The organism is Mycobacterium sp. SMC-4 (assembly GCF_025263265.1).
In the GTDB taxonomy this organism is placed as follows: Bacteria; Actinomycetota; Actinomycetes; order Mycobacteriales; family Mycobacteriaceae; genus Mycobacterium.
In genome coordinates this window covers 1,432,261-1,452,375 of the sequence record NZ_CP079869.1, presented here as the reverse complement: position 1 = coordinate 1,452,375, position 20,115 = coordinate 1,432,261, and the positions used below count along the sequence as shown (strand labels likewise).

Below are 20,115 nucleotides of genomic sequence, written 5' to 3'. Positions count from 1 at the left end.
ACGACCGTGCGGCCACCGTACGCACCAGTGTGCCGATCTGTTTGCCACCAACTCACAGCGGGGCCCTACACGCAGCACCTATACCGCCACCGAGAAAGGTGGCGACCTTCCATAATTGACCGTCGTCCGGCTCGTACTCCGGTAGGGCTTGTGTAAACGCACGCAAGTACGCACGGTATGTAGTCAAGAGGTCCGAGAGAATGTAATTGTCGGTGCCTTCGGCCATCATTCGCGCTTGCAATGCGTCGGCTTCCAGCACTGGGATCGCCGCCTCATTCAGTTTCCGTTCATCAGCGGTCCAATCGGCGGCCGGGACAGCAGGGTTGCCGGAAGCCCACCCTCGCAACACTCTATTTTGACGATCTAACAACGCAACGAATTCTTGACAGACCCCATCAGTGGCAGAGATGAAGGGCGTCAAGTCACCAGGATGTTCTGCTGAAGACGTTGCGGTTTCGTTTGTGAAGTTTCTCGCTAGGACGATCGGCGCAGCAGTGCACATGAAGGTCGTTGCCGATCCAAAATTGCCCGCAACTCCAGCAATCACTGAGTCTGCTCGGGCGTAAATGGGCACCCGGTCCACAAATTTGCGCCAGAATACGATCGATTGAGCGATCAGTTCCTGCAATACAACGTTCCGAGCCGTGGGCAATATCGATTCAAATTGATTCGCTGCGAGTGCCATTGCCTCTGCAGCACGCTCGACGACTGCACGCTGTTCAGGGGTCCATCGTCCGGCCGAGATTGTCTTGTCGATCGCGGACCATTCCTCCGTTGCAGCCGCCAATTCATTCGCATACCGAATCCAGTCGTCGCAGACGGGATCCTTCTCGGTCAGCAGCCCCACCGTCCGATCCAGTCCGTCATCGGCAACCGAGGGACTGTCAGCGGCCCTGCCCTGCCAAACCAGCAGCCCGACGACCAGAGCCACCACCGCCGCGAACGCGACACCGACGATGACCCAGCGCCGTCGGTAAGACTCAGGACCGCCCCCCGGCGGTATTGGCGGCACGGACACGCTTATCCGACCCCACCAGCCCGGCGATCACACCCCATGACCGGCCATGCTACCGGCCCTCCAACCCCCACGATGACACCAATTTTCCCTCCCCCACCTCAGCAAACAGGTTAGCCCCACACGATCGAATCGCCCTGCACACGAACGTTAACCGTCGTCAGCGGCCGCTGGGCAGGTCCAGATACCACGGCACCGTCGAGGCTGAACTGACTGCCATGGCACGGACAGTTGATCGTTGCGTCGTCGATCTTGTTCAGCAGACACCCAGTATGCGTGCAGATCGCCGAAAACCCCTGGTACTGCCCCGCTGCGGGTTGGGTGATCACCACGTCGCCGACGATCACCCCGGACCCGACCGGGACATCGGCGGCCGCCACGATCTCTTCGCCCGGCTCCCGCGAAACTGGCTCTGCGCCCGAACACGCCGTGACCGCGATTGCTCCCAAGCCTGCACCGGCCAGCGCCGTCCGGCGGCGAAACACCGGCGTCATCCCGGCAGCACCGGCAACGCACCGCCGGCCATCAACGGCCGCACCTCCACCCAGCCCGGCTCACCCTCGGCGCCTGCACCGGAGAGCTGCAGCACGCCTCGCTGATCGGCCACGTACACCGTCGACGGGTTGGCCGCCACCGTGGTCACCGGCATCAGCAGGTTGCGGCTGGGCCCATCGGAATTGACCCCGTCGAGGTTGACGTAGGACACCGGACTCTGCGGGTCGGTCCGGGTGACGACGATGTCGTCACCGGTCCGCCACGACAACGACACCACACTGTCGCCCAACCCGTATCCCAGCCGTCGCGGATAGGTCAGCATGTAACCGCCGTCGGGCGTCTGCTCCACCCCGGCCAGGATCACCCGTCCCTCGACCACCAGGGCAGCCCGCGTGCCATCGCGGGACAACTGCATCTCGCCGATCACCCCGGGGAACCGCGTCGACACCGGCGACGAGTCCACCGGAATCCGCGCCGGCTGCCCCGACGCATCCTGGATCACCCGCACGATGTTGAGCCCGTCGACCACAACCCAGATCGAATCGTCGAGCGCCCACGACGGTCTGCTCAACGTGCGCCCGTCCAAGACTTGGGAAGCGTTGCCGCCCAAGGGCCCAACCCACAGCGATGAGGCGACGTCGGGCGCGCCCGGGCGCAGCGTGATGACCGACGCCACTTCCTGCCCGCTGCGGGACAGCGATGCGGCGGTCTGTCCCGGGATCTGACCGAACGAACCCGGTACCCGAGGCGCCCTTGGACCGTCCAGTGACACCAAGGATCCACCGACCAGAGCGTGCAGGCCGGCCGCGGCTCCGTCGGCGGCTCCCGGATCGGTCGCGGCGACGTCGACGGTGTTCCAGCCTTCGGCGAACCGGTCGTCGAGCGCGGCGCCGTCGGCGTTGATCACATACGGCCCGTTGACCCCCGACCGCGACAATGTCCAAATCACCTGTGCAGCAAGCAGTTGACGGCTGATCGGATCGGTCGTCGACAAGTTCTCCAGATCGATGCGCGCCCCGCCGTAACCGCGACCGACGCCGGTACGACCGCCATCGGCGCGTGTCACCGGCCCACGCAACCGCAGCGGCGGCCCGAGCAGGTTGCGTACGGTCTTGGCCATCTCCGGGCGCGGCCCGGTGATCAGCTTGCTGACCAGTTCGGTGGCCAGCTGGTCGGCGTCGGACACCGCGACATAGCGTGGATCAGGCACCACGGTCTTGCCGGTCGGGTCGACGAAGTACAACGTGTGCCGCTTGTAAGTGGCCTGAAACTGCTGCCAGTCCAGGAACACTCCATTGGGTAGACGATCGATGCGCCACCCGTCCGGTGTCCTGGCCAGTTCGATGGGCCCCGGATCGGGCAGCGCGCCCTCCCCCGTCTCGAACACCCCTACATCCGACAACGAACCCAGGATATCGGCTTTCATCGTCACCGAAACCCTTTGCGGCGAACGGTTCTCGACGAAGACGACGTTGTCGATCAGCAGCGCGCTGCCCGCGTCGTCCCAGGTGCTCGACGCCGATTCGGTCAGGAACTGCCGCGCGGCTAGGTGCCTGTTCGCCGGATCTGCGGTGGCTTTGAGAAATTCACGCAGCAACACGTCGGGATCCATCCCCGGCGTGGGCTTGGGCAGGCTCGGCGGTGCGGGCCGTTCCACCGTGCCGATAGCTTGCGGTGACGACGAACTGGGCACACCGGCGCATCCGCTCACCACCATCGCCACCACCGCCAGTGCCGAGATCAGGAGGCGCATCACACGGATTCCTCCGCGGGCTCGCGCAACCGTCCGGCAACCGGCGGCTCGTCGATCGGCTTGACCGGCAGCGGACTGCTGGTCACCTTGTGGCCGCGCACCAGCGGCAACGTCAACCGGAAGCACGCCCCCTTACCGGGTTCACCCCATGCTTCCAGGCGACCCTGGTGCAGTCGCGCATCTTCGATGCTGATCGCCAAGCCCAGCCCGGTGCCCCCGGAGCGCCGCACCCGCGACGGGTCGGCCCGCCAGAACCTGGAGAACACCAGCTTGTCTTCGCCGGGCCGCAAGCCCACCCCGTAGTCGCGTACGGTCACCGCGACGGTGTCCTCGTCGGCGGCCATCCGGATGCGCACCGGCTTGTGCTCGGCGTGATCGATCGCGTTGGCGATCAGGTTGCGCAGGATGCGCTCCACCCGTCGCGGGTCCACCTCGGCGATCACCTCGTCAGACGGCAGGTCGAAAACCAACTCCACCGACGCACCCTCGGCCAGGTGGCCCACGTTGTCCAGCGCGCTCTGCACGATGGTGCGCAGGTCGACCGCCTCGACCGCCAGTTCGGCCACGCCGGCGTCGTGGCGGGAAATCTCGAGCAAGTCGTTGAGCAGCGACTCGAACCGGTCGAGTTCGTTGACCATCAGTTCGATCGAGCGACGCAGCGCCGGCTCGAGGTCTTCGGAGTGGTCGTGGATCAGGTCGGCGGCCATCCGCACCGTCGTCAGCGGCGTGCGTAGTTCGTGGCTGACATCGGAGGTGAAGCGCCGCTGCAGGTTGCCGAACTCCTCGAGCTGGGTGATCTGGCGGTGCAGGCTTTCGGCCATGTCGTTGAACGACACCGCCAGCCTGGCCATGTCGTCCTCACCGCGCACCGGCATCCGCTCGCTGAGGTGCCCTTCGGCGAACCGTTCGGCGATGCGCGACGCCGACCGCACCGGCAGCACGATCTGGCGCGCCACCAGCAGCGCGATCGCGGCCAGCAACCCCAACAGCACCACGCCGCCGGTGACCATCGTTCCGCGCACCAGCGCGATCGTCGATTCTTCGTTGTTCAACGGGAAGATCAGGTACAGCTCGAGATTGGTGACCGGTGAGGACGTCGGGCTGCCGACGATCAGCGCCGGTCCGGCAAAGCCGTCGGCGTGCACGGTGGAGTACTGATAGCTGACCTGACCGGCTTTGACGAACTCGCGCAGGGTGTCGGGGATCTGGTCGATCGGCCCGGCCGCGGTGGCCGCGCGCGGCCCGTCCCCGGGCACGATCAGCACGGCGTCGAATGCGCCGGCCAGCCCCGGCCCGGCGTCAGCTTTGCGGTCGATGAGGGTGTTGCGGGCCAGTTGCAGGCTGCTGTCGAGGGAGCGGGTTTCCTCGCCGCCGACGATTCCGCTGACGGTGGTGCGGGCGCGTTCGATCTCCTCGGTCGCCGCGCCGACCTTGACTTCCAGGATCCGGTCGGTGATCTGGCTGGTCAGCACGAAGCCCAGCACCAGGATGACAGCCAGCGACAGACCCAAGGTCAGCGACACCACCCGCAGCTGCAGCGAGCGTCGCCACGCCAGGCTGATCGCCCGACCGAGTGCGCCCAGCCCTCGGATCAGCGGCGCCGAGCGGCGGTGAATACGCCGCCGCGAGCCGAAGATCACGGCGACCGCCGAGCGGTCGCGCCCACGGCGGAGCCGTGAAAACTCACGGGGGTCCGGCCTTGTATCCCACTCCTCGAACGGTCAACACCACCTGCGGGTTCTCCGGGTCTTTCTCGACCTTGGCCCGCAGGCGCTGGACATGCACGTTCACCAAACGGGTGTCCGCGGGGTGACGATAGCCCCACACCTGTTCGAGCAGCACATCACGAGTAAACACCTGACGCGGTTTCCGCGCCAACGCCACCAGCAGGTCGAACTCCAGCGGCGTCAGCGAGATCTGCTCGCCGTTGCGGGTCACCTTGTGCGCCGGAACGTCGATGTCGACGTCGGCGATGGACAGCATTTCGGCGGGCTCGTCCTCGTTGCGGCGCAGCCGCGCCCGCACCCGGGCGACCAACTCTTTGGGCTTGAACGGCTTCATCACGTAGTCGTCGGCGCCGGACTCCAGCCCGAGGACGACGTCGACGGTGTCGGTCTTGGCCGTCAGCATCACGATCGGCACACCGGAATCCGCGCGCAGCACTCGGCACACGTCGATGCCATTCATGCCGGGCAGCATGAGATCCAGCAGCACCAGATCGGGCCGCAGTTCCCGCACAGCCGTCAACGCCTGAGTGCCGTCGCCGACGACCGCGGTGTCGAAGCCCTCACCGCGCAACACGATGGTGAGCATCTCGGCCAGCGATGGGTCGTCGTCGACGACCAGGATCCTTTGCCTCATGGTGTCCATGGTGGCACCGAATTGCGATAAACCGGTGCTACCACACCGGGCGTTTCACGTGGCAGACGCAAAATCGCCGGCAGACGTCGCCGATAGCTGGCCGGTGGCGCCCCCAAAGTCCGGCCCATGGAGCACGGGTCAGCTAAGGCCGGGTCAGCCCGCTAACCGAAAGGCGGGGTCGTCGATGACGGTGTGCTGCTGGGCGATCGACTGCAGCACTTCGTAGGCGATCTGCCGGATGCTGGCCGGCACCGGGTCGCTGGAGTCGGCACCTCCGCGCCGCGTGGCCATGTTCAGCACCAGTTGCCGACGGGAGTATTCGGTGCCGTCGACGTCGCGCAGCACCGGGTTGGTCCACCAGTGCTCGAACGGGATCCGTGAGCCACGGTCGATGTGACCACCGTCGCGGGTGCGGATCGGCGCGGGCGGATACAGACTCATCTTCGGTACGTATTCGCAATGGCCCACCGACTTGTTGCCGACCTTCGTCAGGGCCAGGCATGCGGTGGCGCACTGCGTTTTGGGGTTCGGTACGCCGGCGGTATCCACCCAGGTCAGCCGGCCGGTCAGGCCCAGCTCGTCGATCAGCCGCACCGTCTCGCGGATCTGTCCGGCCAGCGCGGTGGCAGCGGCGAGGTTGCCCCGGTCGAATTGCTCACCCGCCGAGCGCAGGCGGCCGACCACGTCGTCGAGAAGTGCCAATGAACCGACGCTGGTAGTCATCGATATCCCCCGTTGCCCATGTCGCCTGAGCGACCCCCGTGACGGGAGCATAGCCGCTGGGTGTCTACCGCGCAGTCAGAACGCTTCGGCGAGCAACCGGTCTGCCAGCTCGCCGGGATCGACGTCGGGCCCCACCACCTCCCAGCGGCCGCCCCAGTGCGCCGCAGCGAGTTCGGCGTAGACCGCGCCGGTGCGGCGCTGCAGCCCGTCGTCACGCTCGTAGGCGTCGCGGGCGCGGTCGGCGTCCTGGGCGGCCCGGTTCACCGCGCGTTGGGCGGCCAGTTCGGCCGGCACGTCGAGCAGCACCTGCCGATCCGGGGCGGGCAGTCCCAGCCGGCGGTATTCGAGATCGCGCACCCAGCCCACCACGTCGCCGTCGGCGCCCTGATGCAGCCGCGCGGCACTGTAGGCGGCGTTGGAGGCCACGTACCGATCGAGGATCACCACATCGTTGTCCGCGCACAGCCGCTCGATGTCGGCGCGGGCACCGGCCCGGTCCATCGCGAACAACACCGCCATCGCGTACACCGAGTCGGCGAGGTCGCCGTGCGCACCGTGCAGTGCTTCGGCGGCCAGATCGGCGTGCACCGATACCCCGTAGCGCGGGAACGCCAGGTGGGCCACCGAGCGATCGGCGGCTTGGAATCCGGAGCGCAACCCGTCGGTCAGCGTGCGTTTGCCCGCCCCGTCGACTCCCTCGATGACGATGAGCACGCCGGCGAGCCTAAGCCCGTTCCATGCGGTAGGACTGCAGCACCACGGTGTTGGTCTGTTCGTCGAGGAACACTCGGGTGCTGTTCTCGTTGGCGCCGAAAATGATGTTGAGGTCCACGCCGGTGCGAAACGGCCCCGGCGGCACCGCTGGTTCGAGAACCTTCTGCACGGCCGGCCGCTGATCGGATTCTTCGGTGTAGTTCCCCTCGACCAGGTCGGTCATCGTTTCGGGCGCGATGTCGACGACGGCGTCGGTCCAGACCACCCGCACCGCGGATCCGTCGGCCAGGTCGGTGTTGTCCCAGGTGATCCACGACGCCGACAGCGGCTCGCCCAGCGGCGGGAAGATCCGAGCCAGTTCCTCGGTGTCGTGGCGGACTTCCAGCGCCGGTCGAGGTGCGGGGTCTTCGGTGTCGGTCTGCTGCTGTTGGCACCCGGTCAGCGCCAGCAGCACGCACGCACCGAGCGCGATTCGGGCGCGCAAACGCACCGCCAGGGTGCGTTTGCGCGCCGAAATCACCATGCTCAGTAGCGGTAGTGCTCCGGCTTGTACGGGCCTTCGACGTCGACGCCGATGTACTCCGCCTGATCCTTGGTGAGCCTGGTCAGCGTGCCGCCGAGCGCCTCGACGTGGATCTTGGCGACCTTCTCGTCGAGGTGCTTGGCCAGGCGGTAGACCTCGTTGTCGTACTCGTCGTTCTTGGTCCACAGCTCGATCTGGGCGATGACCTGGTTGGAGAAGCTGTTGCTCATCACGAACGACGGGTGTCCGGTGGCGTTGCCCAGGTTGAGCAGACGGCCCTCGGAGAGCACGATGATCGACTTGCCGCTGTCGAAGATCCACTGATCGACCTGCGGCTTGATGTTGATCCTCTTGGCGCCCGAACGCTCGAGAGCAGCCATGTCGATCTCGTTGTCGAAGTGGCCGATGTTGCCCAGGATCGCCTGGTGCTTCATCGCCTTCATGTGGTCGAGGGTGATGATGTCCTTGTTGCCGGTCGAGGTGATGACGATGTCGGCCTCGCCGATCGCCTCCTCGACGGTGCGCACGTCGAAGCCGTCCATCAGCGCCTGCAGCGCGTTGATCGGGTCGATCTCGGTGACGGCCACCCGGGCACCCTGACCGGCCAGCGACTCCGCGCAGCCCTTGCCGACATCGCCGTAGCCGCAGATCAGCACCTTCTTGCCGCCGATCAGCACGTCGGTGCCGCGGTTGATGCCGTCGATCAGCGAGTGGCGGGTTCCGTATTTGTTGTCGAACTTGCTCTTGGTGACCGAGTCGTTGACGTTGATCGCCGGGAAGGCCAGCTCACCGGCCGCGGCGAACTGGTAGAGCCGCAGCACACCGGTGGTGGTCTCTTCGGTGACACCCTTGACCGCCTCGGCGATCTTGGTCCACTTGTCCTTCTCGGTCTCGAAGCGCTCGCGCAGCAGGTTCAGGAACACCTTGTACTCGGCCGAATCGTCGTCTTCGGCGGGCGGCACCACGCCGGCCTTCTCGAACTGCGCGCCACGCAGCACCAGCATGGTGGCGTCACCGCCGTCGTCGAGGATCATGTTGGTCGGCTCGCCCGGCCAGGTCAGCATCTGCTCGGCGGCCCACCAGTACTCCTCGAGGGTTTCGCCCTTCCACGCGAACACCGGGGTGCCCTTGGGTTCCTCGGGGGTGCCGTGCGGGCCGACGACGACCGCGGCCGCGGCATGGTCCTGGGTGGAGAAGATGTTGCAGCTCGCCCACCGGACCTCAGCGCCGAGGCTGGTCAGCGTCTCGATCAGCACCGCGGTCTGCACGGTCATGTGCAGCGAGCCGGAGATCCGGGCACCCTTGAGGGGCTGCACCTCGGCGTATTCGTGGCGCAGCGCCATCAGGCCCGGCATCTCGTGTTCGGCCAGGCCGATCTCTTTGCGGCCGTATTCGGCCAGCGACAGGTCGGCGACCTTGTAGTCGATGCCATTGCGGCTGTCGGCGGTCAGTTTGGGTCCAGTCATGGAGAGCCCCTTATATATGTCGTTCGTCATTGCCTGTGAGCGCACAGCTGTGCGTGGCGACACCGGTAGCCTGCGGGCTCGCGGGACAGGCGCTCATGCGTTTCGGAAGCGGCGGCGCACTGACAGCTACGGGGTATCGATAACACCGTAGCGTTCGGCGAACGGCGTCATCAATCGGGCCAAGTCTCGGGCGACGTCATGGTCGGCTTCCGGGGGCATCGAGATGTAGCTCATCGCCAGCCGAACGATGGCTCGGGCCAGTACGCCGGCGTCCTCCTGGCTGCACCGCACCCAGCTCTCCACGAAGGACTGGGTCAGGCGGTCCGAGCAGCGGGTGATGATCGGCGCGCTGTCAGTGGTGATCAGCTGCAGCAGGTCCGGCTTGGAGGTGCCGGTGAGCAGCGAGATGACCAACGGGTCGGCGGCCGACTCGGCAAAGAAGTCGCGGAACCCCTGCAGGAAGGCGGCGTAGAGGTCGCCGATGTTGTTGCCGATCGCGTCGTTGATCTGGTCGACGAGCCGGTCGGCCAGCCGCAGCGCGTAGCCCTGCGCCAGCCCCTGCCGGGATCCGAACTCGTTGTAGATGGTCTGGCGGCTGATGCCGGCGGCCTTGGCGACATCGGACAGGGTGATCGCCGACCAGTCGCGGGTGAGCAGCAGCTCGCGCATGCCGTCGAGGATCGAGTCGCGCAACAGCACCCGCGACGCCTCGGCGTAGGTGATGCGCTGTGTCGCAGGCTTGGCCACAGTCGCGACATTATCGCTTCCCGTCGCCCGAGCCGCGGTCACGGCCGCGCGACTTCGACCATGTCGAAGTCCGACTTGGCCGCGCCGCAGTCCGGGCAGCTCCAGTCCTCGGGGATGTCGTCCCAGCGGGTGCCCGGGGCGATGCCGTCTTCGGGCCAGCCCTTGGCTTCGTCGTATTCGAAGCCGCATTGCACGCAGACGTACAGCTTGTAGTCCATCGCTCTTCCTTTCTGTGGATTGAGATTGCGCTCAGGGCGTTTGAGACTGCGCTCAGGGCGAGGCGCACTCGCACTTTGCGCCCTGAGCGCAGTCTCAACGGGGGTTCACACCGGTTCGAAGTCGAGCTTCTCGCGCACCGCGCAGTCCGGACAGCACCAGTCTTCGGGGATGTCCTCCCACGGCGTGCCGGGCGGGAAGCCTTCCCGCGGCGCACCTTTGGCCTCGTCGTAGACGTAGTCACACCCCGGGCAGCGGTAGCCGTTCACCCGCGGCCTCCGTGGCGGGCCAGCACCTTGTCACGCACCCGCGGGTGGATGTTGATGCGGCTCAAATCGCCGTCGTAATGGTCGAGCACCCGGTGGTCCATCACCTTGCGCCACAGCGGCGGGATGTAGGTCAGCGTGATCATCGACGCGTAGCCACTGGGCAGGTTCGGTGCACCCTCCATGCTGCGTAGCGTCTGGTAGCGCCGGGTGGGGTTGGCGTGATGATCGCTGTGCCGCTGCAGGTGGTACAGGAACAGGTTGGTGACGATGTGGTCGGAGTTCCAGCTGTGCGCCGGCGCGCAACGCTCGTAGCGACCGTTCTCCAGCTTCTGCCGGAGCAGACCGTAATGCTCGAGATAGTTGACCGTCTCCAACAGCGAGAAGCCGAACACCGCCGAGATCAGGATGTAGGGAATCAGCGCCCAGCCGAACACCGCGACCAGCGCGCCGTAGAGCACCGCCGACATCGCCCACGCGTTGAGCACGTCATTGGACCAGTGCCACTTGCTCTTGCCGGCGCGCTCCAGGCGCTTGGCCTCCAGCTCCCAGGCGGACTTGAGCGCACCGATCACGCTGCGCGGCAGGAACTCCCAGAACGTCTCACCGAAGCGCGCCGAGGCCGGGTCTTCGGGAGTGGCCACCCGCACGTGGTGTCCGCGGTTGTGCTCGATGTAGAAGTGCCCGTAGAAGGTCTGCGCCAGGGTGATCTTGGCCAGCCAGCGCTCCAATGTCTCCTTTTTGTGGCCCATTTCGTGCGCGGTGTTGATCCCCACCCCGCCGAGCAGGCCCACCGACAGCGCCAGACCGATCTTGGCCGGCCAGCTCAGCGCACCGTCGAAGCCGAGCCAGCTCAGGTCCGACGCGGTGAACAGGTAGGCGCCGAGGATGACGCTGGCGTACTGGAACGGGATGTACAGATAGGTGCAATAGCGGTAGTACTTGTCGTTCTCCAGCCGCTCCATCACCTCGTCGGGCGGGTTCTGCCCGTCCGGGCCGAACAACAGGTCCAGCGTCGGCAACAGGATGAACAGCAGGATCGGGCCGATCCAGAACGGCACCTGCGCCGCACCGTGCCAGCCGAACTGGTTGAACGCGTACACCAGCGGCAGCATCACGAACAGCGCGGTGGGGGCGATGAGCCCCATCAGCCAGAGGTAGCGCTTTTTGTCACGCCACTGCTCCACGTCGATCTGCGGTGTGTCTTGCATGGTCACCGGGTTGCCTCCTCCTGTGAGTGCGATCACTGGCTCGACCTTGACTATAGAGCGGTATTTGTCGGATGTCTAGACACAAAAGCATGTTTTGTAAAACAGAAGGATTCAAATTTGTTGAGGAGTAAATATCGGCCGACGGGGTAACAAATCGGCATCGACGAGAGGAGCAGCAATGCCAGCGTTCACCCCTGGTCCGGCACCCGCATCCTGCTGCCCGGCCTGCGGCTATCCGACCTTGAACGCCAGCCTGTGCCACGTGTGCAGTCCATTCGCTGCACAGTTGGGCAGAACCTCGCCGTCGACCGGGCCGGCGCCCGGCGGTGTGGCGCCCGGGCTCAGCGGGTGGGCGTCGTAGCTGCGGCGCGTTTGCCGAGCAGTGAATGCCGGCGACCGTAGAGGAAGTACACCGCCACACCGAGGGCCATCCAGATGCCGAACCGGATCCAGGTCAGTCCGGTCAGGTTCAGCATCAGCCACACGCACGCGATGATCGCCAGGATCGGCAGCAGCGGAACCCACGGCGCCCGGAATCCGCGCTTGAGGTCCGGGCGGGTGCGCCGCAGCACGATCACCCCTGCCGAGACCATGACGAACGCGAACAGCGTGCCGATGTTGACCATCTCTTCGAGGTTGCCGATCGGGAAGACCGTCGCGGTGACCGCCACCACGAATCCGACCAGCAGCGTGATGCGCACCGGTGTGCCGCGCGACCCGGTGCGCGCCAGCTGGCGCGGCAGCAGCCCGTCGCGCGACATCGCGAACAACACCCGGGTCTGGCCCAGTACCAACACGATCACCACGGTGGTCAACCCGGCCAGCGCACCGATCGAGATCACCTTGGCCGCCCAGTCCACGCCGTTCATCGCGAAGGCAGTGGCCAGATTCTTCGTCGGCTCCTCGCGCAGGTCCCGGTAGCTGACCATGCCGGCCAGCACAACAGCGACAGCGACGTAGAGGACGGTGACGATGCCCAACGAGGCCAGGATGCCGCGCGGCACGTTGCGTTGGGGATTCTTTGTCTCCTCGGCGGTGGTCGCGACAATGTCGAAACCGATGAAGGCGAAGAACACGATCGACGCGCCGGCCAGTAGGCCATACCAGCCGTAGTTGCTGCCCTCGGCGCCGGTCAGCAGCGAGAACAACGACTGCTCGACGCCGCCGCTGCCGCGGCCGGATTCGCCCGGCTCGGCGGGCGGGATGAACGGGGTGAAGTTGGCGGCCTTGATGTAGAACGATCCGACGATCACCACCAGTAGCACCACCGCGACCTTGACCACGGTGATGGCCAGGCTCACCCCGGCCGACAGCTTGGTGCCGTACGCCAGGATGGCGGTGACGAACGCGATGATCAGCAGCGCGCCCCAATCCAGTTGCAGCCCACCGACTTCGGTGATACCGCCGCCGAAGTCGAACACCGTGCCCAGATAACTGGACCACCCTTTGGCCACCACCGCCGCCGCGACGGCGAACTCCAGGATCAGGTCCCAGCCGATGATCCAGGCCACGAACTCGCCGAAGGTGGCGTAGGAGAACGTGTAGGCGCTGCCGGCGACGGGCACCGTCGAGGCGAACTCGGCGTAGCACAGCGCGGCCAGCCCACACGCGATGGCAGCCAGGATGAACGACACCGAGATGGCCGGGCCGGTGATGTTGGCAGCGGTGGACGCGGTGATCGTGAAGATGCCGGCGCCGATCACCACCGAGACCCCGAAGACCGTCAGGTCCCACCAGCCGAGGTTCTTGCGCAGCCTGGTGTCGGGCTCGTCGGTGTCGGCAATCGACTGCTCTACCGATTTGGTGCGCCACCTGCTGGGGATCGGCGCCGTCGGCTCCGCGGTCATCGGCCGTCCTCATTTCGTCATGTTTGAAGCGGAATGTATCGGACTACCTTCACCCCATGGGGCGGACTTTCAAACACGCGGTCGTCATCGGGGCCAGTCTGGGCGGATGCTGTGCGGCCACGGTGCTGTCGGACTTCGCTGATCGCGTCACGGTGCTCGAACGCGACACGCTGCCCGATCAACCCGGTCACCGGCCGGCCGTCCCGCAGGGACGCCACGTGCACCTGCTGATGGCACGCGGCGCGCAGGAGTTCGAGTCACTGTTTCCCGGACTGCTCGACGACCTGGTGGCCGCCGGCGTGCCGATCTTGGAGAACCGGCCGGACTGCATCCACTTCGGTGCGGCCGGCCATGTGCTCGGCACGGCGCACCGTCTGCAGGACGAGTTCACCGCCTACGTGCCCAGCCGGCCGTACCTGGAGTGGCAGATCCGTCGGCGGGTGACCAGTCTGCCCAACGTCACGGTGCTGCACCGCGGCGTCGACGAACCCGTGTCCGACGGTCACCGCGTCACAGGCGTGCGCACCGACGACGGTGCGACAATCGATGCCGATCTGGTCGTCGACGCGACGGGCCGGGGCACCCGACTGCCGGCCTGGTTGCAGCAGTGGGGTTTTGAGCGCCCACAGGAGAACACGGTGCATGTCGGTATCGGCTATGCCAGTGTGGCGCTGGATATTCCCGACGGTCTGATCGCCGAGAAGGTGGTGGTGGCCGGAGCATCGCGCGCGCAGCCCCTGGGCTTGGGCATGCTCTGTTACGAGGACGGCACCTGGGGTCTGACCACGTTCGGAGTCGCGAAAGTGGCACCGCCCAGAGATTTCGACGGCATGCGCGCGCTGGCCGCAGAAGTACTGCCGCCCCACATCAGCGAGGCTCTCGGCCAGGCGCAGCCAATTTCGGAGGTGGCGCTGCACAAGTACCCGACCAGCCGGTGGCGTCGCTACGACAAACTCGACCGCTTCCCGGCGGGCATCCTGCCGTTCGGCGACGCGGTCGCGAGCTTCAATCCCACTTTCGGCCAAGGTATGACGATGACCTCGCTACAGGCCGCCCAGCTACGGCGGGCACTGCAGGGCCCGGAAGACGACATCGCGACGACGTTCGCGCGAGCCGTCGCCAAGCGCACCTACCCGGTGTGGACGATGAACGCGATCGGCGATCACACGATGCACGGGGCTGCGGGCTTCGCACCGTGGTGGTATCGACCTGTGGGCGCGCTATTCGACCAATTCCTCGGCGCCGCGGAGACCGATCCTGTTCTGGCCGAATGGTTTCTGCGGCGATTCAGTTTGCTCGACAGCCTCTACATGGTGCCCTCGGGGAAACTGATCGGTCGCACCGTCAAGCACAATCTGCGACTGTGGGCCGCCGAACGGGTTCAGAACCCGACGGTGACGCGGAACAACCGGGTGGGCTCCTGAGCTGACAACCGGATCGGACCCTCGTCGTCGGCCACCCATGCCGCCGCACCCCGCTGCATGGTGACCGAATCACCCTTGGCGAACACCGTCACCGTTCCCTGGGTGCACAGCAAGATCTGCGGGCCGTCATGTTCGGTGGGGGCGTCGATTTCGTGCCGGAGGCGATCCCCGTCGACGGTCAGCACCGACACTGCAAACTCCGGCGCGGGGGTGCGGTACACCAGTTCGGCGCCGTCCCCGCGCAGCTCGGTCGGCACCAGCAACTCGCGGGCGGGCTCGAAGTCCAGCACCCGCAGCAGTTCCGGAACATCGACGTGCTTGGGCGTCAAACCACCACGCAACACGTTATCGGAGTTCGCCATCACCTCGACTCCGACTCCCTCGAGGTAGGCGTGCAGATTGCCCGCCGGCAGGTAGATCGCCTCACCGGGGTTCAGCGACAGCCGGTTGAGCAGCAGGGAGGCCAGCACACCGGCGTCGCCGGGATAGCGTTCACCGAGCTCCAGCACGGTCCTGGCTTCACGCGCGAATTCTGTTGCACCGGAACACACATAGCTGATCGCGCCGTCGAGTACCCGGGTCACCAGTCCCTCGAGGTCGGGCTGCGGGTAGGTGATCCACGTGGTGAACAGCGCCCGCAGGCCGTCGGCGTCGGGCTGTCCGCACAGCAGGTTGATGTACGGGTCGAGCTCGGCGACATCGAGAGCCCGCATCAGTTCCACCGAGCGGGCCGCCGGCGCGAACCCGGCCAGCGCTTCGAATTGACTGAGCGCGACGATGATTTCGGGCTTGTGGCTGCGGTCGCGGTAATTGCGGTTGGGCGCCGACACCGGAATGCCGAGGCGGTCTTCGCGCTCGAATCCCTCGATCGCCTGTTCGGTGCTGGGGTGGGCCTGCAACGACAGCGGTTCGCCGGCGGCGAGCACCTTGACCAGGAAGGGCAACGTGTCGCCGAACCGGCCCCGCAGCGCAGCACCCAGTTCCCCTTCGGGATTGCCCCGCACCGCGTCGAGCAACGAGCGCTCCCCGTCACCGGTCTGCAGATAGGCCGGATCATGGGGGTGCGCACCGAACCACAGTTCGGCCTCGGGATGGGGCGTCGGACTGGGCGCCCCGGTGAACTCGGCAATCGCGGTTCGCGAACCCCACGCGTAGGTCCGCACCGCTCCCCTCAGCAGATGCACTCGCCTCAACCTCGAATCAACCGCTGATAGACCGCCGCCATCTCCAGGCGAACGGCCAACAGCGCAACTTGTTGCTCAGGACGCGCGGTCGCGGGCATCGCTGCTGAACCCGGCGCCTCCTGATTCCCCCTGCTCGCCCCGATGTCTGGCACGTCGCCGGCGTTGATCACGTCGACGTCGTCGAAACCGCGCAACCGCGCCGACACCGCCGGCCGGTCGGCGTCGGTGGTCAGCACCACGGTGCGGGTGCGGTCCGGCAACGGCCCGTCGAACTCGTCGTCGTGGAAGATCGAAGGGGCCGCGCCGCCGGCGCTCCCCCACCCGCCGGCCAGGGCCACCAGCACATCGGCCAGCCCGGCTGCGCCGATCGACCGGTAGGCCAGCCGCAACATCACCGCGCAACCGTGCCGGGCCAGCGCCCGCATCGGGGCGGTGTCACCGGCGAGCACGACATCACGGCCGATCATCCGCTGGGCCAGTTCCTTGGCGGGATTGGTGAAGGTGTCTCGGGCGGCGCTGTTGCGCAGCGCCTCGTCGTCGAGCTCGTCGGCCAGCGCACTCAGGTCGACGGTGAACCCGGGCGCGGTGGTCAGCAGCACGGCCAGGCCGGCAGCGAGGTAACGCACCAGCGTGAAGTCGTCGGGCACGGGCAGCCGTGGCGGCAGCGCGACCGCGCGGGCCGCGGTCGCGTCGCGCAGCGGGCCTTCGTAGGGGGCCACGACGACGACGCGGGCGCCGCGGCGAACCCCGGTGGCAGCCGCCGAGACCAGGGCGGGGTCAGCGGGGTCGTCACCGGCGACGATCAGCACGTCCAGTGCGCCGAGCCAGGGCGGCGCCTCGGCCGCGACCACCAGGGGCGCGCCGATCGTCCCGCCCAGCAGCGCGGCCAGCAGCGCGGCCGCGGTCTCGGCGTTGCCCCGTCCGGCCACCCACACCACGGTGCGCGGCGGGCCGTCGGCGCGCAGTGAATCGAAAACGCCTTCGTCGAGCGCGGCCGCGGTGGCGCGGACCTGCGCGCCGGCCATCGACGCGGCCCGCAGCAGACCGTCGCGGTCGGCGGTCAGCAGACCCTCGGTGTCATCGAGATCCACGACCGCGGCCGACAGCGAACCCGCGTTCACGTCAGTTCCTTTGTCCCCGAGGTGATCTGGGCACCAATCTCGTCGACCAGAGCGGCGACGTCCTCGACGGTCCGGGCCTCGACGTTGAGCCGCAGCAGCGGTTCGGTATTGGACATACGCAGGTTGAACCAGCTGCCGTCACCGAGGTCGACGGTCACCCCGTCGAGGTGGTCGATGGCGTGCGTGCGACTGACGAATGCCTGCAGCACCGAGTCGACGACCGCGGGCGCATCGGTCACGGTGTAGTTGATCTCGCCGGAAGCCTCGTAGCGCTGGTAGTCGGCCATCATGTCCGACAGCGGCCGGTCCTGTTCACCGAGCGCGGCCAGCACGTGCAGCGCGGCCAGCATCCCGGAGTCGGCGCCCCAGAAGTCGCGAAAGTAGTAGTGCGCGGAGTGCTCGCCACCGAAGATCGCCCCGGTTTCGGCCATCAGCCCCTTGATGTAGGAGTGGCCGACCCGGGATCGCACCGGTGTGCCGCCGCGCTCGGTCACCAGCTCGGGCACCGCGCGCGAGGTGATCAGGTTGTGGATCACGGTCGCCCCGATCTCGCGGGTCAGTTCGCGGGCGGCGACCAGCGCGGTGACCGCCGACGGTGAGACGGCCTGGCCCTTTTCGTCGACGACGAAGCAGCGGTCGGCGTCGCCGTCGAATGCCAATCCGATATCGGCCCCGGTCTCGAGCACGTAGGACTGCAGATCGACCAGGTTGGCCGGGTCCAGCGGGTTGGCCTCGTGATTGGGGAAAGTGCCGTCGAGTTCGAAGTACAGCGGTTCGAGGGTGATCGACGGGATCGATCCCAGCACGGCCGGAGTGGTGTGGCCGGCCATGCCGTTGCCGGCATCGACGGCGACCCGCAGCGGACGCGCCGCGTCGATGTCGACCAGCGACCGCAGGAACTGACCGTAGTCGGCGAGCACATCACGGTCGGAGAGGGTGCCGCGCGGACCGTCATAACCGGGGACGCCGGTGATCACCTCGTCGCTGATGGTGATCAGCCCGGTGTCCTTGCCGACCGGTTTGGCGCCGGCGCGGCACAGCTTGATGCCGTTGTAGGCGGCCGGGTTGTGGCTGGCGGTGAACATCGCGCCCGGGCAGTCGAGCAGGCCGGAGGCGAAGTACAGCTGATCGGTGGAGGCCAAACCGATGCGCACCACGTCCAGCCCCTGGGCCAGCACGCCGTCGGCGAAGGCATCCGACAGCGTCGGGGAACTCGCGCGCATGTCGTGGCCGATGACCACCTGGGTGGAGTCGGCACGGACCAGTCGGGCGAACGCGGCACCGACCTCGCTGACGAACTGCTCGTCGATTTCGGAGCCCACGAGGCCACGCACGTCGTAGGCCTTGATGACGCGCTGTACTGCCTCGGCGGGCCGGGACATAGTGCTCCTTGGACTCCAGACTGGTTGACGTCCAGCCTAGCCGTCGCCACCGTCGGGCACCGGTACTACATCGACCTAGTCGGTGGGGTCGGGCAGCACTCGCAGATGTCCGCGGCGACGTCCGTTGGTCTCCGGTCGTCGTGCCGGCGGCGCCATCAACGCGCCGCCGTGCGCTCCGGTCACCGGGTCGCTGAATCCGGTGGTGAAGCCGTGCGCGGCTGCGGCGCCGTCGCGGCCCTCCCGCACCGCGTCGGCCAATGCCACCAGGTCGTCATCGTCGGGCAGCGTCGGCAGCGGACCGGCATGGCGCACCAGCTCCCAGCCGCGCGGTGCGGTGATGCGGCTGGCGTGCATCACGCACAGGTCCCAGGAGTGCGGCTCAGACACGGTCGCGAGAGGCCCGACGACAGCTGTCGAGTCGGAGTAGACGAAGGTCAGCGTCGCGACCGCATAGTGAGGGCACCCAGGCCGGCAGCAGCGACGGGGAACATTCACGCTCGGAAGGTTATCGTGGCCCGTCGCTCCCGGTGCGCCGGACACGCGCAGCCGGCAGGCGGCCGAAGCTCAACCGTTACGATCTTTTTCGTGACCGTGCGCAGGCATCGGGGCTCGCGGCGGGGCCGGGAGATGCGTGGACCACTACTCCCGCCGTCCGTTCCGGGCTGGCGCAGTCGCGCCGAGCGCTTCGACATGGCGGTGCTGGAGGCCTACGAGCCCATCGAGCGACGGTGGCACGATCGGGTCTCGGCGCTCGATGTCGCCGTCGACGAGATTCCGCGGATCGCCCCGAAGGACCCGCACACGGTGCAGTGGCCTGCCGAGGTGGTGGCCGACGGTCCGATCGCGCTGGCTCGCCTCATCCCTGCCGGGGTGGACGTTCGCGGCAACTCGACGCGGGCCCGAATTGTGTTGTTCCGCAAGCCGATCGAGCGACGGGCCAAAGACACCGTCGAGCTGACCGAGCTGTTGCACGAACTGCTGGTGGCCCAGGTGGCCACCTATCTGGGGGTGGAGCCGTCGGTCATCGACCCGACGATCGATGACGACTAGAGTGTCTGTTGGGTCAGATGATTCCGCGCTTGAGACGACGACGCTCCCGCTCGGACAGGCCGCCCCAGATGCCGAAGCGCTCGTCGTGGGCCAGGGCGTAGTCCAGGCACTCGTCGCGCACCTCGCAACCCATGCAGATGCGCTTGGCCTCGCGGGTGGAGCCGCCCTTCTCCGGGAAGAACGCCTCGGGGTCGGTCTGAGCGCACAGCGCCCGTTCCTGCCATTGATCTTCAGCAACCTCGGAATCGTCGCCGAATTCGTCAAATCGATCGGGCACCAAGCTCAATTGCGGGCGCGCATTCATCGCAGGTGTCGATTCGGTCTGGATGTGCGGCGCACTTCCCACCGAGCCGAGGAGCCTGATGTCGAAATTCACCGATTCACCGAAATCGGCCTGTTCAAAAGCCATGTTCCCCTCCTCACAGTCTCGTAGATCCGTAAAATGCCAGCCGACACTATTACCATGTGGCCACCCAATTCGAACAAGTGATCGAATCTCGGTCTGCGACACCGAATCCGGTGGGAAACCGCGAATGACACTGGTGTGATTACACACGCGATAGCTACCCCGGTCAAGCGCTAGAACAGGAATTCATACCATTTCGTGACGACAAATC

Annotated in this window: 21 protein-coding genes; 2 read left to right on the top strand and 19 right to left on the bottom strand. The window is 66.7% G+C overall.

The features are described from left to right. Positions 1–52: 52 nt before the first annotated feature. The 14 genes from KXD98_RS06920 to KXD98_RS06855 form a co-directional block, all read right to left on the bottom strand. Complete coding sequence (locus KXD98_RS06920) at positions 53–931, bottom strand: hypothetical protein (RefSeq protein WP_260762719.1); 879 nt, start codon at positions 929–931, stop codon at positions 53–55. Between the two features lie 197 nt (positions 932–1,128). Then, entirely contained in the window at positions 1,129–1,509 is a 381-nt protein-coding gene (locus KXD98_RS06915) for a ubiquinol-cytochrome c reductase iron-sulfur subunit (RefSeq protein ID WP_260762717.1), read from the bottom strand. After that, positions 1,506–3,263, bottom strand: a complete 1,758-nt coding sequence (gene lpqB / locus KXD98_RS06910; RefSeq protein WP_260765028.1) for an MtrAB system accessory lipoprotein LpqB — start codon at positions 3,261–3,263, stop codon at positions 1,506–1,508. Before lpqB ends, KXD98_RS06915 begins: the two co-directional genes overlap by 4 nt. Continuing rightward, positions 3,263–4,903, bottom strand: coding sequence for an MtrAB system histidine kinase MtrB (mtrB, locus tag KXD98_RS06905; protein WP_260762716.1), 1,641 nt, complete (start codon positions 4,901–4,903; stop codon positions 3,263–3,265). Before mtrB ends, lpqB begins: the two co-directional genes overlap by 1 nt. A gap of 43 nt (positions 4,904–4,946) precedes the next feature. Further along, entirely contained in the window at positions 4,947–5,633 is a 687-nt protein-coding gene (mtrA, locus tag KXD98_RS06900; protein ID WP_098005155.1) for a two-component system response regulator MtrA, read from the bottom strand. A gap of 144 nt (positions 5,634–5,777) precedes the next feature. Continuing rightward, a complete protein-coding gene (locus KXD98_RS06895) occupies positions 5,778–6,347 on the bottom strand; it encodes a hypothetical protein (RefSeq protein WP_260762709.1) in 570 nt (189 codons plus the stop codon). Between the two features lie 75 nt (positions 6,348–6,422). Next, a complete protein-coding gene (locus KXD98_RS06890; RefSeq protein ID WP_260762706.1) occupies positions 6,423–7,061 on the bottom strand; it encodes a dTMP kinase in 639 nt (212 codons plus the stop codon). A 10-nt stretch (positions 7,062–7,071) separates the two neighbouring features. Further along, positions 7,072–7,584, bottom strand: coding sequence for a hypothetical protein (locus KXD98_RS06885; RefSeq protein ID WP_260762705.1), 513 nt, complete (start codon positions 7,582–7,584; stop codon positions 7,072–7,074). Between the two features lie 2 nt (positions 7,585–7,586). Next, positions 7,587–9,050 carry an adenosylhomocysteinase gene (gene ahcY, locus KXD98_RS06880; RefSeq protein ID WP_260762703.1) on the bottom strand — a complete coding sequence of 488 codons (1,464 nt, stop codon included), beginning with the start codon at positions 9,048–9,050 and terminating at the stop codon, positions 7,587–7,589. A 126-nt stretch (positions 9,051–9,176) separates the two neighbouring features. Beyond that, entirely contained in the window at positions 9,177–9,839 is a 663-nt protein-coding gene (locus KXD98_RS06875; protein ID WP_396882609.1) for a TetR family transcriptional regulator, read from the bottom strand. Next, on the bottom strand, positions 9,836–10,015 hold the full coding sequence (locus KXD98_RS06870; RefSeq protein WP_260762700.1) for a rubredoxin: 180 nt from the start codon (positions 10,013–10,015) through the stop codon (positions 9,836–9,838). The genes KXD98_RS06875 and KXD98_RS06870 overlap by 4 nt, the downstream gene beginning before the upstream one ends. 105 nt (positions 10,016–10,120) lie before the next feature. After that, complete coding sequence (locus KXD98_RS06865) at positions 10,121–10,282, bottom strand: rubredoxin (protein WP_260762699.1); 162 nt, start codon at positions 10,280–10,282, stop codon at positions 10,121–10,123. Further along, on the bottom strand, positions 10,279–11,490 hold the full coding sequence (locus tag KXD98_RS06860; RefSeq protein WP_260765027.1) for an alkane 1-monooxygenase: 1,212 nt from the start codon (positions 11,488–11,490) through the stop codon (positions 10,279–10,281). Before KXD98_RS06860 ends, KXD98_RS06865 begins: the two co-directional genes overlap by 4 nt. Before the next feature lie 341 nt (positions 11,491–11,831). Continuing rightward, the gene (locus tag KXD98_RS06855) at positions 11,832–13,337 is read right to left on the bottom strand and encodes an APC family permease (protein ID WP_260762697.1); all 1,506 of its coding nucleotides are present in this window, start codon (positions 13,335–13,337) and stop codon (positions 11,832–11,834) included. A gap of 56 nt (positions 13,338–13,393) precedes the next feature. Here KXD98_RS06855 and KXD98_RS06850 point away from each other — a divergent pair, with 56 nt between their 5' ends. Continuing rightward, positions 13,394–14,761, top strand: a complete 1,368-nt coding sequence (locus tag KXD98_RS06850) for an NAD(P)/FAD-dependent oxidoreductase (RefSeq protein ID WP_260762696.1) — start codon at positions 13,394–13,396, stop codon at positions 14,759–14,761. On the opposite strand, the gene manA is transcribed toward KXD98_RS06850, so the two are convergent. From manA to KXD98_RS06830, 4 genes are all read right to left on the bottom strand, one after another. Further along, on the bottom strand, positions 14,719–15,945 hold the full coding sequence (manA, locus tag KXD98_RS06845) for a mannose-6-phosphate isomerase, class I (RefSeq protein WP_260762694.1): 1,227 nt from the start codon (positions 15,943–15,945) through the stop codon (positions 14,719–14,721). The two genes, KXD98_RS06850 and manA, sit on opposite strands and share 43 nt — an antisense overlap. 5 nt (positions 15,946–15,950) lie before the next feature. Beyond that, positions 15,951–17,066, bottom strand: a complete 1,116-nt coding sequence (locus tag KXD98_RS06840; protein WP_260762692.1) for a TobH protein — start codon at positions 17,064–17,066, stop codon at positions 15,951–15,953. After that, positions 17,063–18,448 (bottom strand): phosphomannomutase/phosphoglucomutase, encoded by a 1,386-nt coding sequence (locus tag KXD98_RS06835; RefSeq protein ID WP_260762690.1) that lies wholly within the window; start codon positions 18,446–18,448, stop codon positions 17,063–17,065. Before KXD98_RS06835 ends, KXD98_RS06840 begins: the two co-directional genes overlap by 4 nt. A 75-nt stretch (positions 18,449–18,523) precedes the next feature. Then, positions 18,524–18,943 carry a DUF3499 domain-containing protein gene (locus tag KXD98_RS06830; protein WP_260762688.1) on the bottom strand — a complete coding sequence of 140 codons (420 nt, stop codon included), beginning with the start codon at positions 18,941–18,943 and terminating at the stop codon, positions 18,524–18,526. A gap of 132 nt (positions 18,944–19,075) precedes the next feature. On the opposite strand from KXD98_RS06830, the gene KXD98_RS06825 reads away from it, so the two are divergent. Next, positions 19,076–19,498, top strand: coding sequence for a metallopeptidase family protein (locus KXD98_RS06825; protein ID WP_260765026.1), 423 nt, complete (start codon positions 19,076–19,078; stop codon positions 19,496–19,498). Between the two features lie 13 nt (positions 19,499–19,511). Here the strand turns inward: KXD98_RS06825 and KXD98_RS06820 are convergent, their stop codons facing one another. Continuing rightward, positions 19,512–19,778 carry a WhiB family transcriptional regulator gene (locus KXD98_RS06820; RefSeq protein ID WP_260765024.1) on the bottom strand — a complete coding sequence of 89 codons (267 nt, stop codon included), beginning with the start codon at positions 19,776–19,778 and terminating at the stop codon, positions 19,512–19,514. Between the last annotated feature and the right edge of the window lie 337 nt (positions 19,779–20,115).

Excerpts from the sequence above, each read along its gene's own strand:
- ahcY (WP_260762703.1), bottom strand. The coding sequence starts at position 9,050 with ATGACTGGACCCAAACTGACCGCCGACAGCCGCAATGGCATCGACTAC.
- KXD98_RS06850 (WP_260762696.1), top strand. The coding sequence starts at position 13,394 with ATGGGGCGGACTTTCAAACACGCGGTCGTCATCGGGGCCAGTCTGGGC.
- KXD98_RS06860 (WP_260765027.1), bottom strand. The coding sequence starts at position 11,490 with ATGCAAGACACACCGCAGATCGACGTGGAGCAGTGGCGTGACAAAAAG.
- KXD98_RS06825 (WP_260765026.1), top strand. The coding sequence starts at position 19,076 with ATGCGTGGACCACTACTCCCGCCGTCCGTTCCGGGCTGGCGCAGTCGC.
- KXD98_RS06835 (WP_260762690.1), bottom strand. The coding sequence starts at position 18,448 with ATGTCCCGGCCCGCCGAGGCAGTACAGCGCGTCATCAAGGCCTACGAC.
- lpqB (WP_260765028.1), bottom strand. The coding sequence starts at position 3,263 with ATGCGCCTCCTGATCTCGGCACTGGCGGTGGTGGCGATGGTGGTGAGC.
- KXD98_RS06915 (WP_260762717.1), bottom strand. The coding sequence starts at position 1,509 with ATGACGCCGGTGTTTCGCCGCCGGACGGCGCTGGCCGGTGCAGGCTTG.
- KXD98_RS06885 (WP_260762705.1), bottom strand. The coding sequence starts at position 7,584 with ATGGTGATTTCGGCGCGCAAACGCACCCTGGCGGTGCGTTTGCGCGCC.
- mtrA (WP_098005155.1), bottom strand. The coding sequence starts at position 5,633 with ATGGACACCATGAGGCAAAGGATCCTGGTCGTCGACGACGACCCATCG.
- KXD98_RS06870 (WP_260762700.1), bottom strand. The coding sequence starts at position 10,015 with ATGGACTACAAGCTGTACGTCTGCGTGCAATGCGGCTTCGAATACGAC.
- KXD98_RS06895 (WP_260762709.1), bottom strand. The coding sequence starts at position 6,347 with ATGACTACCAGCGTCGGTTCATTGGCACTTCTCGACGACGTGGTCGGC.
- KXD98_RS06855 (WP_260762697.1), bottom strand. The coding sequence starts at position 13,337 with ATGACCGCGGAGCCGACGGCGCCGATCCCCAGCAGGTGGCGCACCAAA.